Here is a 14,210-nt window from a genome sequence, read left to right as displayed (position 1 = left end):
CCCACCTTCGTCTCAAATTCAGGGAAATGGTTATGACTTTGCGCTGCATTATTCTCGATGATTATCAAAATGTCGCCCTGACCCAGGCCGGCTGGTCGATTCTAAAGCCAGCAGTGGAAATCACCGCGCTTCATAATCCAATTTTGCAGCAAGATCGCCTGGTCGAGTTGCTGGTCGACGCAGATATTTTAGTGATTATGCGCGAACGCACGCCAATCACCGCAGCATTGCTGAGCCGCCTGCCAAAGCTAAAATTGCTGGTGACTTCGGGAATGCGTAATGCTGCGGTGGATTTGCCAGCGGCGAAGGCGCAAGGCGTGACGGTGTGCGGCACCGGCAGCGGTTCAGATGCGCCAGTTGAGCTGACTTGGGCGCTGATTCTTGGTCTGGCGCGGCATCTTACTGTCGAAAATCGCTCAATTCGCAACAGTGGCCCGTGGCAGAGCACGCTGGGAATTGGGCTAAAGGGAAAAACACTCGGTCTGATCGGGCTGGGGAAAATTGGTCAGCGCATGGCGTTGATTGCTCAGGCTTTTGGGATGAAGGTTACCGCGTGGAGCCAGAATCTCACCGCCGAGCGCGCGGCAGAATTTAACGTCGAGTTGGCTGAGTCAAAACAGGCACTTTTGAACAACAGTGATTTTGTATCGCTGCATCTGGTGCTCAGCGATCGCAGTCGCGGCATTATCTCCGCACAGGATCTGGCGGCGATGAAATCCACAGCTTTCTTGATCAATACTTCACGTTCGGGGCTGGTGGATCAGGCCGCGTTAGTCGAGGCGCTAAACCATCGGCAGATTGCGGGGGCTGGTCTGGACGTGTTTGATCACGAGCCGCTGCCGGATAATCATCCTTATCGCCATCTGCCCAACGTATTGGCGACACCGCATTTGGGCTATGTAACCGACGACAATTACGGTATTTACTTTAATGAAGCGATTGAAGATATTCAGGCGTTTATCGCCGGCCAGCCGGTGCGGGAGCTTTAATTTATTTGCAGACGCCGGTTGCCCGTAACCCATTCAGTAAATCGAGTGCGCGCGCGGGCCGGGCAGAAAAACAGAATGTTTAGGGCGGAGATAACAGTTACTCGTTCCCTCTCCCCATTCATCAAAATTTTTTGAGCTCGATACAAATTTTATTCGCTTTTCATCACACTTTTTGTGGGTAAAAATTACTGTACAAGCAGTTAATCGCTAACCCATGAGACTCTGATGAATTCTGCGCATCCTGAACGAAAACTGGCTTCCCGACTGGCCTCGGTTACCCCTTCTGTGACACTGGTTATTTCCCAGCTGGCGCGCCGTCTGGCCGCAGAAGGTCGCGATATCATCAACATGAGCTCCGGTGAGCTGGATTTTGATACCCCACAACATATTCAGGACGGCGCCGTTGTTGCAATGCAGGCCGGTCAGACCCGTTATACCGATGTCGGTGGCACCGCAGAGCTTAAAGCTGCAATTATCAAAAAGTTTAAACGTGATAATCAGCTCGACTATTCTGCCAAACAAATTATTGCCAGCACCGGTGCGAAACAGATCATCTTCAACGCCTTTTTAGCGACGTTGGACGCAGGTGATGAGGTTATCCTCAACGCGCCTTATTGGGTGTCTTATCCAGATATGATTCGCCTGACCGGTGCAGAACCCGTTGCGGTAGTTCCAGCCGCCGACGAAGGCTTTAAACTCACCCCAGCCAGTCTTGCGGCAGCGTTGACCCCAAATACTCGTTGGCTATTGCTTAACTCGCCGGGCAATCCCAGCGGCGCGCTGTATTCGGCTGAAGAATTACAGGCGTTGGCCGCCGTACTGGCAGATTTCCCGCGCGTGCTGGTGATGTCCGATGACATTTACGAACACATTGTTTATGAAGGCCAGTTTGTTTCCTTCGGGACCGCGGTTCCAGCCATGGCTGACCGCACACTGACCATCAACGGCGTGTCCAAAACCTATGCCATGACCGGCTGGCGTCTTGGCTTTGCCGGTGGCCCCGAGTGGTTAATCAGCGCACTCGCAATGCTGCAATCTCAAAGCACCTCTTGCCCGAACGCCATCGCTCAAGCGGCAGCGATTGCTGCTTTGGAAGGCCCACAGAATTTACTGGCCGAATGGTGCGATCGTCTGCGCACTCGTCGCGACAGCGCTCTGGCTATCCTCCGCGAGTCGCCGGATCTTTGGGTCGAAACCCCGCCTTCGGCCTTCTACCTGTTTGTCGGCTGTGAAAAGCTGCTCGGGAAAACCACGCCCGCAGGCAAAACGCTGGGCAGTGACCTCGACGTCGCAGAATATTTCCTTGAACAAGCCGGCGTAGCCGTAGTTCCCGGCACCGCTTTTGGCATGGCGCCGTATTTTCGCCTGGCTTACAGCATTGCTGATGAAGACGTGGATCGCGCCTGTGAATTAATGGTTAAAGCCTGTGGGGAGCTGGTTTGATCCTCGAACTTGTCGAACCCGATCTGCAACTGGCCGCTGATTTATTCGACCAATTACAGAAGATGAGCTTTGATGGCGTCGGCATAACTCGCGACACCTACGGCGCAGGCGAGCAGCGGGCGCACGATCTGCTGACGCAGACCGCCGAAGCTCTAGGATTGCAAGTCAGCCGCGATGCTGCCCTTAACCTTTATATGACCCTGCCGGGCCGTAATACTTTTGCCCCGCAGGTGATCACCGGTTCGCACCTCGATTCAGTGCCGCGCGGCGGCAACTATGACGGCGCTGCGGGTGTATTGGCGGGCATTGCGGTTTTGGCAGGATGGGTCAAGGCGGGCTATCAACCAGAAATCAGTGTCACAGTCATGGCCGTTCGCGCCGAAGAAAGTGCCTGGTTTCCGCTTTCGTATTTAGGCAGTAAAGCAGCCTTTGGCCTGTTGAATGACGATTCGCTTGAGGTAAGGCGTTTCGATAACCAGCAAACGCTGAAACAACATCTCGCCGCATTGGGCGGTGACTGCAAAGGTTTGATTTCAGGCGCGCCGCATCTCTCGGCCGCAAATGTAAACTGTTTTATCGAATTGCACATTGAACAAGGCCCGATCCTTGAAAATGCAGGACAACCGTTAGGAATCGTCAGCGGTATTTGCGGTAGCCTGCGCTATCGTCAGGCCAGCGTCAGCGGGCATTATGCTCATTCGGGCGCTACGCCGCGCCTGCATCGGCAAGACGCCGTGCTGGCGGCTGCAGAATTGGTCACCGGGCTTTATCAGGACTGGATTGAATTAGAAGCACAAGGCCACCAGCTCACCGTCACTAACGGACAGCTGGCAACCGATGCATTACAGGCTGACTTTAGCAAAGTCAGCGGTGAAGTGAAATTCTGTGTCGATTTCCGTTCGCGCAGCCTGGAAACGCTGGAACTGATCGACCAACGTCTTTCACACCGCATAACCACCATTGCCGCCTGTCACGGCGTGACTTTTACTCTCGGCGCACAAACGCGCAGCGCGCCGGGCGTGATGGATGAAGCATTGCTCTCCCTGCTGCAAAGCGCAGCCGACGAGCAAAATATTCCAGCCATGTCGCTGCAAAGCGGCGCTGGACATGATGCCGCGCTGTTCGCTGCACAGGGCGTGCCGAGCGCGATGCTGTTTGTCCGTAACGCCAACGGCAGTCACAATCCGCACGAAAGCATGGATCTAGACGATTTTGCCGCCGCCACGCGCGTACTTGGCGAAGCGCTAAAAATTCGCAGCGCCGGTGGCGGGCAATGAATGCCGGATCACTTGCCGCCGTTCTTCAAAACAACCGATTACAGCTGACTCAATCGACGAACGATACTTTCACGCACGTTGTCGATATGTTTTGCCGCTGCGGCGCGGGCTGCTTCTCCATCACCGCTGCGCAAGGCGGCGATAATTTCCAGATGCTCATGATGACCGCTAACAAAACGCTCAGGCACCTGACGAAGGTTAAACATCCGCGTTTTAAGGCGCAGACTTTCAATATATTGCATGAGCAACAGATTACCGCTGTACTGTGCCACGGCGGTATGCAGGCGGCTATCGACCTCCCAATCCTCTTGCGGACTCGGCGTTTCGTCGGCCAGCAGTTTGCGAATTCCTGCCTCGACAGCATCTAGCTCAGCCAGCGGAACACGACCGGCTGCCAGACTGGCGGCTTCCGACTCCAGCGTGCGCCGAACGTGTAACGTTTCTACCAGCTCGCGAATTGAAAACTCTTTAACCACTGGCGTACGGCCGCCGGTGCGAATAATAAACCCTTCATTTTCTAATCGGTTAAGAGCATCGCGTACCGGCGTACGTGAAATATTCAGCAGCTCGGCCAGCCGTCTTTCCTGCAGCACAGTGTTGACCGGCAGTTCCCGGTTAATCAGCATATTCAGCAGCACTTCATAGGCTTTACTGCTGAGATTCTGCTCGCGCTCACCAATCAAATCAGACGTACTTTTGATGGAGTCCATGGTGTTATTTCACATTAACAAGACTGATAAAAAAGGCAGACACGGGTGCCTGCCCTACGTTAATTCACGCCCGTTTGCGCCCTGTCACCAGAGCGCTGAACCAGACTGTGTCACGCCATGGGTGATGACACAGTTTACTGAGGTAACGTGCGTACCGGATCTTTCGGTGCCGGATCGAAGCCCACGATTGGGGTCACGAGTTTAGCATAAGTGCCATCGGCCTTCATATCCGCCAGCGCCTTGTTCACTGCCGCCACCAGATTTGGTTTTCCTTTTTTGAAGGCGAAACCTTTCTGAATAACGCTAACGTAGTCAGGTGTTTGCGTCAGTGGCAGGTGCATGTCTTTAATCAGATAGGCGTTACCAATCGAGTCATTGATGACCCCATCGATGTTACCGTTCGCCAGGTCCTGAACCGCCGCAGTCACGTCGATATAATTTTTCAACGTTGCGCCGTGATCCACCGCCAACTGGGCATAGGTTGAAGAAACTTGTGCACCAATGCGTTTACCTTTCAGATCTTTAGCCGATTTGATGTCAGATTTCAGAGGAATAATGATACGACCGCCCGATTCAATCCAACCATCCGAAAACACGATTGCTTTCTGACGCGCGGGGGTGATATCCATCGCGGCGCTGCTCATATCAAACTGATTGGCCTGCAAACCGACCAGAATCGAGTCCCACTTGGTGATAACCGGGGTGTATTCAAGATGCAGACGGCGCGCCACTTCTTTCATTACGCGGATCTCAAGGCCATCGAGCTGACCATTGGCGCTGCGCATGCTGAACGGGGGATCGGTACCTTCAGTGGCTACAGAAAGTTTGCCCGGAGTTAATAGCTCGAGCTGACCCGCGGTATCAGCTGCAGAAGCGAAGAAAGGCGTGGTCATCGCAGCGAGAACGGTGGCAATGCTTAGAAAATGCTTAATTTTCATGATGTCACTCTCAAGTAAGTTGGAGAAAATAAACCCTGTGTGTCGATAAAGCGTCTTCAAAACTCACGTTAAAAACCGCGCTTATGCCGCGCGTTCACTGGCCAGTAACGCCAACAGCTCGGCCATTACCGTCGCACCGAGCAAAGAGGTAATTTGCCCTGGTCCGTCGTACATCGGGCTGATTTCAGTTACGTCACAGCCCACCATGTTGATGCCCTTCAATGCGCGCAGCAGCTGCAAGGCTTCGCGCGAACTTGGCCCACCCGCCTCGGGAGTTTGCACACCCGGCGCGAATGCAGGATCGACGAAATCCATATCGAAGGTAATAAATGTTGGGCGACCGGCAGTGCGTTCGGCGATGCGCTGCGCCATCTCTTTTATACCCAAGTCAAACATCTGATCGGTGGTAAACACTTCGTAACCCAGGTCTATCGACTGAGTGATATCTGAGGTACGGAACAACGAGCCGCGCAGCCCGACCTGAATAGAATGCGAAGGGTCGACAATGTTTTCCTCAACCGCACGACGGAAAGGCGTGCCTGCGCTGTAACGTTTATCGGCAAAGTATTTGTCCCAGGTATCGCTGTGCGAATCGAATTGCACCAGGGCAACGGGTCCGTGAACTTTGGCCACCGCGCGCAGCTCGGCCAGAGTAATCGAGTGATCACCGCCAATACCGCACGGCACGACGCCAGCGCTTGAAAGGGCATAAACCGCCTGCTCGATACGTTCCAGACACTCTTCTTCATAGCCCGGAACGACCGCCGCATCACCGGCATCGGCACAGCGCAAAGTGTCGAATACGTTGATATCATTACGGTATGGGTTGATTGGGCGCAGCATAATCGACATCGCCCTGACCGCATTTGGCCCAAAGCGTGCGCCGGTACGAAACGGCGCACCCGAATCGGATGGCAGACCAATAATCGCCGCATCGAGCTGGCTGAGATCGGTGGCCATCGGCAGGCGCATAAAGGTTGGCACGCCGCAAAAACGTGGAGTTTCCAGTGAATCAGTGGGTAAAACGCTCATTTAAAACCTCGTAATAATCAGCTAAAGCGGGCCTGACGACGTTCGAGCCAGTCAGAAAGCTCGGTCAACAGCGTGGTCAGCACCAGATAAATCAGCGCCGCGGCGATGTAGAACTGGAACGGGCGGAACGTCGCGGAAATAATGGTCTGGGCATACAGCGTGATATCAACCACGGTGATGGTTGACAGCAGCGAAGTGTTTTTCAGCGTCGAAATCGCCTCGTTGGTCAGCGGAGGCAGCACGATACGAAACACCTGCGGCAGCACGATACGGCGCATGATCTCGCCCTTGCTCATGCCTAGCGCCGAGGCTGATTCCACCTGGCTGCGCGGAATAGCTTTCAGGCCGGAGCGGATAATTTCGGCCACATAGGCCCCGCTGTTCATGGCCAGCGCCAGCACGCCCGCCACAAACGGCGACAGGTGAATGCCAATTTGCGGGAAACCGAAATACACCACGAACACCTGAATCAGCGCCGGCGTACCGCGAATAAACCAGATGTAAAAACGGCCCATGCCGCGAAACAGTTTGACCTTCGAGGTCTTGGCGCTTACCGCCATAAAGCCGAATACCCAGCTCAGTACGATGGTGCAAATGGTGATGAGCAAAACGGTCCACGAAGCCTCGAGGAATCCCATGCCATAGGTGTTGATGTCGTCCCAAAGTTGGTTCATGGCTGGATCCCCTGCTTACCTTTATTAGTAATATGTGAAACATCTTCATGCAAAATACGGCTTAAGAACTGACGTAAACGCGGGCTTTCCGGATTGTGTAGCACCTGATTGGGCGGACCGTCTTCGGCCATCACACCCTGATCGAAAAACACCACGCGAGAAGAAACATCGCGGGCGAAAGCAATCTCATGAGTCACCAGCAGCATGGTCATGCCATCATCGGCCAGCGAAGCCATTAGCGACAGCACTTCCCCTACCAGTTCCGGGTCCAGCGCCGAAGTCACTTCATCAAACAACATCAGCTGTGGCTGCATTGCCAACGCGCGGGCAATCGCCACGCGCTGCTGCTGTCCGCCGGAAAGTTTCGCCGGATACTGAAAACGTTTTTCGTACAGCCCAACGCGGCTAAGCAGGCTTTCGGCCAGTTCAATCGCCTGTTTGCGCGGCATTTTTTTTACCCGCAGAGGTGCTTCGATAACGTTTTCCAGCACCGTCATGTGCGGCCACAGGTTATAGCTTTGGAACACCATGCCGATGCGGGCGCGCAGCAGTCGCAGCTGATCGTCCGTTGGCTGGGCGCGCGCGCCGTCGCGAAAATCAAACGCGAACTCGTCGAAATTCATAAAACCGCTTTGCGGCATTTCCATCACGTTAAGGCAGCGCAGGAAGGTACTTTTACCAGAACCACTGGCGCCGATAATCGACACCACTTCGCCTTTATGCACGTCGAGCGCAACATTTTTCAGCACGTGTAGATCGCCGTAGCTCTTGTTCAGCTCTTTAACCGTTAATAAAGGGGTAGATACTTCGCTCATTTGGCCTCCTCCGGCACGCTTTTCGCATTGTCGTATGAGACGCTCAAACCAATATCTGCCGGCTGACGAGATGCGCCATTAATCGGGGTGATGTCCTGCGGGCAGGCTGACAGCACGACATAGATATCCGCTTCGGCGCGCAGTTGTAATACGTCGCCCGCAACAGAACGCGGGGGTACGCGGTCTAGTTCACCGGCTTCGGTAATCGGCACATTCATAAAAAGATTCAACGAGGCGGGGGTAAACGGCAGTTTGATTGCCTTTTCTGCCAGCGCTTCATGGAAGTTATCGGTACAGCTGCGGTGATACTCACTACAGCCCAGCTCGCGATAAATGGCTGCATTGCACGGGCACAGCAAAGTATCGTGACGGCCGGGGGTGGTATCGCCGACCAGAGTAAACATCGCGCGGCGGTAAATACTCACTACCGGCATGCCCAACTGATAAAAAAGATTGCTGTTAATTGAACGAGTGTGCTCCATGGAGGAGTACTCAAAAGGGTCAGACTGCATCACAGCCCAAGCGTCAACAACTTGATTTCCCTGGAGATTGGTAATACTCAGCACCTGACCTTTCTGTAATGCTACAGCGGTCCCGCGCGTTGCATCCAATACAAAGTCAGACAGAGATGAGTCGTTTTTGGCGGTCATACAATTCCTCTCGCTATACAAAAAAACTGCTGCTATTTTCTTGGCATTCCTAATTGGAATTCCTTTGGTATACACAAGAAATGCAATTAAAATGCCAAGCGCACTTTATCCACTAAAAAAAGAGTGAAAAAATGAACAAATTTTGTCTGATCCCGCAGCCAATCCACCAAAGCGGCTTACAACAACTCAGGGATAACGGCATTGAGCCGCTGGTTGGCGAAGAAGCTTGTGCCAATGCGCCAGTGGATCAGGTCGTCGCGGCTATCTATCGCAGTGGTCAATTTCCGCGCACCAGAATGGTGCAGTTGCCTGCTTTGCGCGCAATCGCCGTACACGGTGTCGGCATCGACGGTATCGATTTGGAAGGTGCCAATGAATTAGGTGTTGCGGTATTTAACACGCCGGGAGCCAATAACCGGTCGGTAGCAGAGCACGCGCTGGGACTGATGTTTGCTTTAACCAAACGCCTTCCCGAATCGGATCAGGCTGTGCGTCGGGGTGAGTTTTCATTCCGTTTCAAGGGGGGGTTACGTGAACTGTCTGGCGCCACGCTCGGCATAGTCGGCTATGGCGCTATCGGCCAAATGACCGCGCAAATGACCCAGGCGATGGGCATGCGCGTGCAGGTGTTAACCCGCCGCAGCGCCGAAGAACTCGCTGATTTGGGGCTTGAAAAAGCGTCAAGTCTGGAGAGTCTGCTGACCAGCAGTGACATCGTTTCTTTACATGCGCCTTCGCTGCCTGAGACACAGCATCTGATTGGCGCAGAGCAGCTGAAAATAATGAAACCATCGGCGTACCTGATTAACACCAGCCGAGGTGCGCTGGTGGATGAAGTCGCGCTGATTGCCGCATTGCAGCAGGGGGAAATCGCCGGAGCTGGACTCGACGTATTTGCCGTTGAACCTTTGCCCGCCTCCAGCCCGCTGACCCAACTGCCAAACGTGGTGCTGACCCCGCACGCCGCCGCCTCGGCCGAGCAGGCGTTGATACGCATGGCGAGCGCGGCGGTAACCGGCGTGCTTGAGGTTTTAAACGACCGCTGCCCGCCTTCGATGATTAACCCACAAATTTGGGAGCTGCGCCGTCGTTGAGCCTACTGTCAGCCAATGACTTGCGCCATCGGTGCCAGGGTCAGGCCATTGCTTTCCAGCAGCGAGCGCAGCTGGCGCGCCATTGCAACGGCTCCCGGAGTATCACCGTGCACACAAATACTGTCGATGCGGGTCGGCAGTTTTTTACCGTCCAGAGTGAGGATCGCCCCACTCTCCAGCATCTGCATGACCCGCGTGGCGGCCTGCTGCGCGTCGTGGATCACTGCGCCCGGCAGCTTGCGTGATACCAGCGTGCCAGTTTCCGTATAGGCGCGATCGGCATAAATCTCGCGTACCATTCTTAGCCCCAGTTTTTCGGCGGCTTTTTCTGTCTCCATGCCAGGCATCACGACCATAATCAAATCTGCATCAACCAGTTGGATAGCTCGCGCCACCGCCATCGCCAGCTCAGGATCTTCCGCCGCCATATTGCCCATCGCGCCGTGAGTTTTTACATGCTGTAGCGGGAAGCCCATGCTTTCAGCCAACGCCTTTAATGCACCAATTTGATAAATAATCTGTCGTTGAATTTGTGCGGGCGTTTCCCCAAGGATCTGACGACGGCCAAACCCTTGAATATCGAGAAAACTTGGATGCGCCCCCGCCCCGACACCGTTGGCTTTGGCGGCAGTCAGCGTATTGAACATCACATCCGGATCGCCGGCGTGAAAGCCGCAGGCAATATTTGCCGAGGTCACAATGCTGAGCATCTCCTCGTCTTCGCCCATTTTCCAGTCTCCAAAACTCTCGCCCATGTCGCTGTTCAGATCGATCAACATCTTCTTTCTCCCGATGAGTAAATGATTGGCACTGTTTTTGCGTGCTGTTGTAGGTCATTGGAATAAGCACGCGCTTGCATTGGTTAATGCAAAACCACTGCCAGATGTTCACGGCGTATTGACAGCACACCAGTGGTATGCCAAAAGTATTCCGATATTTGTTTAAGTTAAAAGCATCTTTAAATTAAAAGCAATGAACTGTTTTTTTATCGTCGTTCTTCACGTTGAACTCCCTGCGCGGGAATGCGATTTTTTTTCCAGAGGAAATATCAGTGACTGAAAATTCTGCCCCGTGGCGGATCCTGCCGATTGCCGATCAGGCAGTTTACGTCGATTTCGGTGAAGTAATTGATGAAGCGATCAACAGTCGAGTGACCGCCCTGGCCGCACGCGTGCGCAAGGCAGCAGTGCCCGGCGTAACCTCGTTGGTGCCAACCTATCGCGCGCTGACCGTGGGCTATGACTCGACTCAAACCCGACAGGCTAAACTGGTTGAAACCTTGACCGAGCTGCTTTCACAGCCAGATGCCGGTGCTGAACGAGTGAAAATCTGGACCATTCCCGTCAATTATGGCGGTGATCAGGGGGTTGATCTGGCATGGTTGGCGCAGAGCCATGGATTACGCGAGCAAGAAGTGATAGATCGCCACATCGCGGCCTCGTATCGTGTTTATATGATTGGGTTTATGCCGGGTTTTGCCTACCTCGGCGGCCTCGACCCACAGCTGCATACCTCGCGCCGTGAGTCTCCCCGACTGAAAGTTCCGGCAGGCAGCATCAGCATTGGCGGTATGCAAACTGCCGTCGGATCGGTGGAAGCTCCCAGCGGCTGGCATCTGATAGGCCGCACACCGGTGCGCAGCTTTGCGCCCGAACGCGGCCAGCCTTTTTTGTTCAGCGCTGGGGATCGAGTAAAATTCACCCCGATTGGCGAAGCGGAATATCACGATTTAGCGGCCAAGGCCGACTTTTTACCCGAGTGGAGTTGGCAATGATCGACGGTTTTGAAGTGTTATCTCCCGGCCTGTTCACCACCCTGCAAGATGCCGGAAGATTTGGTTTTGAAGACTACGGAGTGCCGCCGTCGGGCGCGATGGATGAAATGAGTTTTGCCATTGCCAACGCGCTGGTGGGTAATCAGGCTGATACCGGTGCGCTGGAATTTACCCTGACGGGCGCCACATTACGCCTGACCGGCAGCGAACCTTGCATTTTTGCAGTCACCGGCGATATGGCGCTGACCATCGACGGCGTCGAGGCCGAGCCTTACCATCGGCTAACGTTATTGCCGGGCCACACTTTACGCATTGCCCGCACGCTCAGCGGCGCGCGAGGTTATCTGGCGGTCGCCGGAGGCTTCAAAGTCAAGCCAGTAATGGGCAGTGTTTCTACGCTGATGCGCGCGGGTTTGGGCGGATTTAGCGGCAGGCAGCTGCAAAAAGGCGACTGGTTGCCGCTTAATCCTTCACTGCATCGAGTGAAAAAAAGTCATTGGATGCCCACTCCACACGGCGCTCATTTTACGAACAAAGCACGCGGCGTTCCCGAGCAACGGCTGATGCCACAGCGCGAACGACGCCCGATCCGAGTGATCCTGGGACCACAGGACGATCACTTTGATCAGACCGCGATAAGCCAGTTTTTGAGTACCGCTTATCGAGTCAGCGAACAAAGCGACCGCATGGGTTACCGGTTGAATGGTAATCCAATCTCCCACACCAAGGGTTTCAACATTGTTTCCGACGGTATTTCACGCGGCAGTATTCAGATTCCTGGCAGCGGCGAGCCGATTATTGCCATGAACGATCGGCAAACTACCGGGGGCTATCCCAAAATCGCCACCGTGATCCGCGCCGATCTGGCTCGTCTCGGTCAGGCCAAACCCGGCGATATGATCCGTTTCGAGACTGTCAGCGTCGAGAAAGCGGAATCGTTATGGGCTGGCCGACAGACGCAGCTTGATAACTGGCTCAACAAAGTGCGACGAAACGCTCAGCCGGCTTAAAAGAATGGGATAAAGGTAGGCATTAATCTCTCCCCTGCCTGAGGGGAGAGCTTGGGCGGCAAAACGTGGGATTATTTAATTTCGCTGGCTTTGGTCTCGTTAGCTTTGATTTCGCCCATCGCTTTCAGCGTTTTCGACATCTCACGACGCTCTTTGGACAGGTCAGCGTTTTTGATGATGTAGTCATCGACGCGATCTTCGTAGTCGCCACGCATGTTGGCAATAATACCCTGTACGTCATCAATGCTCATTCCCTGCTTGATATAATCGCTCAGGTTATCGAGCAGTAATACACGTTTCTGGTTATCGCGGATTTTTTTTTCGTTATCGACTATTTCACGCTGAAGTTTGTTTTTACGACGGAAAATTCGTACAAACTCCAGAACATCCTGGAAACTTGGCTTAATAGTATTATCCATTTTTACACCTTCGATTAAGTTACACAGATTCATTTACTCGCTGCCCGCAATAGCGAACAGACTATCAGGATTCGGAGTGCGCGACCATAACCGGCTCTTGCTTATCCATCGCTAGCGTGATCAGATCACCTAAAGATTTAAGCTGATCGGTAACTTGCATGCTGAGCCAAACATAACCATAAATTTGCGCTTCATTGTTCTTGCCACGATTCATGGACTGCATCAACTCCTGCAACTCTTGGGCAGATTCCGCCAATTGATTGCTGATTTTCAGCTCGTCGCCAATAGAACCATTGCGCATTAAAAGGCTGAGTTTTTCCAGGCAATCCAGAATCGATCGCTGAGTATGGCGCAGTGTGCGGGCATTGAGCATGATGAAATGGCTTTCTCGCGAACTCCAGTAGGCATCGGCCAACAGTTCGAGAGTACAAAGCAGATTGCGGCACAGCGTTTGGGTCGCGTCGAAAACTTCACGCGGAATATGTGACTCTTTACTGGAAGCCGCGTGCAGTGCGCGCATTTTTATCATCTGCGACATTGCCAGTTTAAGCTTATTCTGCAATCTCGGTCGCTCGAGCATATTTGGCGACAGCCAGGCACTGTGCAGCTTGTTCAGCGACATCAGGTAATCCGACATCTGCATGCGCCAGTGAATAAATGCCCGCTGCGGGTAAATACTGGAAAACAGCAGTGCCAGTAATGAACCAATCAACACGTCGCCACTTCGCCATAGCGCAGTTTCCATATCACCCGGACCGGCACCAATGATTACCGCCAGCGTAACGCCGAGCAACAGTCCGGCGTAGGCGCGTCGACCCAAGGCCAGATAACCGCTGGCAAACACCGTTAACCCACACCAGGCCAGCATGACAGGCAAGGAATAAAGCTCAAGCCATAGCGCGATCATTCCGGCGATAGACCCGCCAATGGTGCCAATAATCCTTTCGGAAACGCGTTGCACAACGTTTCCCCAAAAAGAAATCGGCCCCATCACCACCACCAACGTGATCAACGGCCAAGTTGCCTCGGGAAGATGAGTCAAACGAACAAACATAAAGGTGAGAACAAACGCCAGCCCCATTCGCAGCCCGTGCGTAACGCGATAGTTGCTGTAAATGAGATTATCTAGCGAAGATATTTTCTTGTCTAAACGCACAACCGGTACCGCCTGATTCAACCCGGATAATAGTATTCTTATATGTTATCCGACTTACCACAGCCGATCACCTCGCTTTTATCAAATAAACCAAAGCTTTTTAGACATAAAAAATATAAAAAATCTGATTAATCAAAAGATTGTCATTGCAATGATCGATAAGTTACCATTTTGAATAAGATGCTAATAATACAAGTACAGAATGTGAAAATATTGAGAAGGCGTTCAT

General features: G+C 53.3%; 15 protein-coding genes. 6 read left to right on the top strand and 9 right to left on the bottom strand.

What is annotated here, in order from left to right; translation table 11 throughout:
* Positions 1–32 precede the first annotated feature (32 nt).
* The 3 genes from AB3G37_RS07755 (at position 33) to AB3G37_RS07745 (ending at position 3,709) form a co-directional block, all read left to right on the top strand.
* Entirely contained in the window at positions 33–989 is a 957-nt protein-coding gene (locus tag AB3G37_RS07755) for a D-2-hydroxyacid dehydrogenase family protein (RefSeq protein WP_369790228.1), read from the top strand.
* 225 nt (positions 990–1,214) lie between these two features.
* Positions 1,215–2,432, top strand: a complete 1,218-nt coding sequence (locus tag AB3G37_RS07750) for a pyridoxal phosphate-dependent aminotransferase (RefSeq protein WP_369790227.1) — start codon at positions 1,215–1,217, stop codon at positions 2,430–2,432.
* Positions 2,429–3,709 carry a Zn-dependent hydrolase gene (locus tag AB3G37_RS07745; protein WP_369790226.1) on the top strand — a complete coding sequence of 427 codons (1,281 nt, stop codon included), beginning with the start codon at positions 2,429–2,431 and terminating at the stop codon, positions 3,707–3,709. Before AB3G37_RS07750 ends, AB3G37_RS07745 begins: the two co-directional genes overlap by 4 nt.
* 38 nt (positions 3,710–3,747) lie before the next feature.
* Here the strand turns inward: AB3G37_RS07745 and AB3G37_RS07740 are convergent, their stop codons facing one another.
* From AB3G37_RS07740 to AB3G37_RS07715, 6 genes are all read right to left on the bottom strand, one after another.
* The gene (locus AB3G37_RS07740) at positions 3,748–4,419 is read right to left on the bottom strand and encodes a GntR family transcriptional regulator (RefSeq protein WP_369790225.1); all 672 of its coding nucleotides are present in this window, start codon (positions 4,417–4,419) and stop codon (positions 3,748–3,750) included.
* 134 nt (positions 4,420–4,553) lie between these two features.
* Positions 4,554–5,357 (bottom strand): transporter substrate-binding domain-containing protein, encoded by an 804-nt coding sequence (locus AB3G37_RS07735; RefSeq protein WP_009637310.1) that lies wholly within the window; start codon positions 5,355–5,357, stop codon positions 4,554–4,556.
* An 81-nt stretch (positions 5,358–5,438) separates the two neighbouring features.
* A complete protein-coding gene (gene speB, locus AB3G37_RS07730) occupies positions 5,439–6,389 on the bottom strand; it encodes an agmatinase (RefSeq protein WP_009637311.1) in 951 nt (316 codons plus the stop codon).
* A gap of 17 nt (positions 6,390–6,406) precedes the next feature.
* Positions 6,407–7,063: an amino acid ABC transporter permease gene (locus AB3G37_RS07725; RefSeq protein ID WP_009637312.1), complete on the bottom strand. Its 657-nt coding sequence runs from the start codon at positions 7,061–7,063 to the stop codon at positions 6,407–6,409.
* The gene (locus AB3G37_RS07720; protein ID WP_369790224.1) at positions 7,060–7,878 is read right to left on the bottom strand and encodes an amino acid ABC transporter ATP-binding protein; all 819 of its coding nucleotides are present in this window, start codon (positions 7,876–7,878) and stop codon (positions 7,060–7,062) included. The genes AB3G37_RS07725 and AB3G37_RS07720 overlap by 4 nt, the downstream gene beginning before the upstream one ends.
* Positions 7,875–8,528 (bottom strand): DUF1989 domain-containing protein, encoded by a 654-nt coding sequence (locus AB3G37_RS07715; protein WP_009637314.1) that lies wholly within the window; start codon positions 8,526–8,528, stop codon positions 7,875–7,877. The genes AB3G37_RS07720 and AB3G37_RS07715 overlap by 4 nt, the downstream gene beginning before the upstream one ends.
* Positions 8,529–8,659: 131 nt before the next feature.
* Between AB3G37_RS07715 and AB3G37_RS07710 the strand changes: the two genes are divergently transcribed.
* Positions 8,660–9,622, top strand: a complete 963-nt coding sequence (locus AB3G37_RS07710; RefSeq protein WP_369790223.1) for a hydroxyacid dehydrogenase — start codon at positions 8,660–8,662, stop codon at positions 9,620–9,622.
* An 8-nt stretch (positions 9,623–9,630) separates the two neighbouring features.
* On the opposite strand, the gene AB3G37_RS07705 is transcribed toward AB3G37_RS07710, so the two are convergent.
* Entirely contained in the window at positions 9,631–10,401 is a 771-nt protein-coding gene (locus AB3G37_RS07705; protein WP_369790222.1) for a LamB/YcsF family protein, read from the bottom strand.
* Positions 10,402–10,673: 272 nt separating this feature from the next.
* On the opposite strand from AB3G37_RS07705, the gene pxpB reads away from it, so the two are divergent.
* Both pxpB and AB3G37_RS07695 read left to right on the top strand, forming a co-directional pair.
* Positions 10,674–11,396 (top strand): 5-oxoprolinase subunit PxpB, encoded by a 723-nt coding sequence (pxpB, locus tag AB3G37_RS07700; RefSeq protein ID WP_369790221.1) that lies wholly within the window; start codon positions 10,674–10,676, stop codon positions 11,394–11,396.
* Entirely contained in the window at positions 11,393–12,406 is a 1,014-nt protein-coding gene (locus AB3G37_RS07695) for a biotin-dependent carboxyltransferase family protein (protein WP_369790220.1), read from the top strand. The genes pxpB and AB3G37_RS07695 overlap by 4 nt, the downstream gene beginning before the upstream one ends.
* Positions 12,407–12,477: 71 nt before the next feature.
* Here the strand turns inward: AB3G37_RS07695 and tmaR are convergent, their stop codons facing one another.
* Both tmaR and AB3G37_RS07685 read right to left on the bottom strand, forming a co-directional pair.
* Complete coding sequence (gene tmaR, locus AB3G37_RS07690; protein ID WP_009637319.1) at positions 12,478–12,825, bottom strand: PTS system regulator TmaR; 348 nt, start codon at positions 12,823–12,825, stop codon at positions 12,478–12,480.
* Positions 12,826–12,889: 64 nt separating this feature from the next.
* Positions 12,890–13,981 (bottom strand): FUSC family protein, encoded by a 1,092-nt coding sequence (locus tag AB3G37_RS07685; protein ID WP_037378510.1) that lies wholly within the window; start codon positions 13,979–13,981, stop codon positions 12,890–12,892.
* Positions 13,982–14,210: the final 229 nt, after the last annotated feature.

The sequence above is a fragment of the Rouxiella sp. WC2420 genome (assembly GCF_041200025.1).
Taxonomy (GTDB): domain Bacteria; phylum Pseudomonadota; class Gammaproteobacteria; order Enterobacterales; family Enterobacteriaceae; genus Rouxiella.
This window is presented reverse-complemented; position numbering and strand designations above follow the sequence as displayed.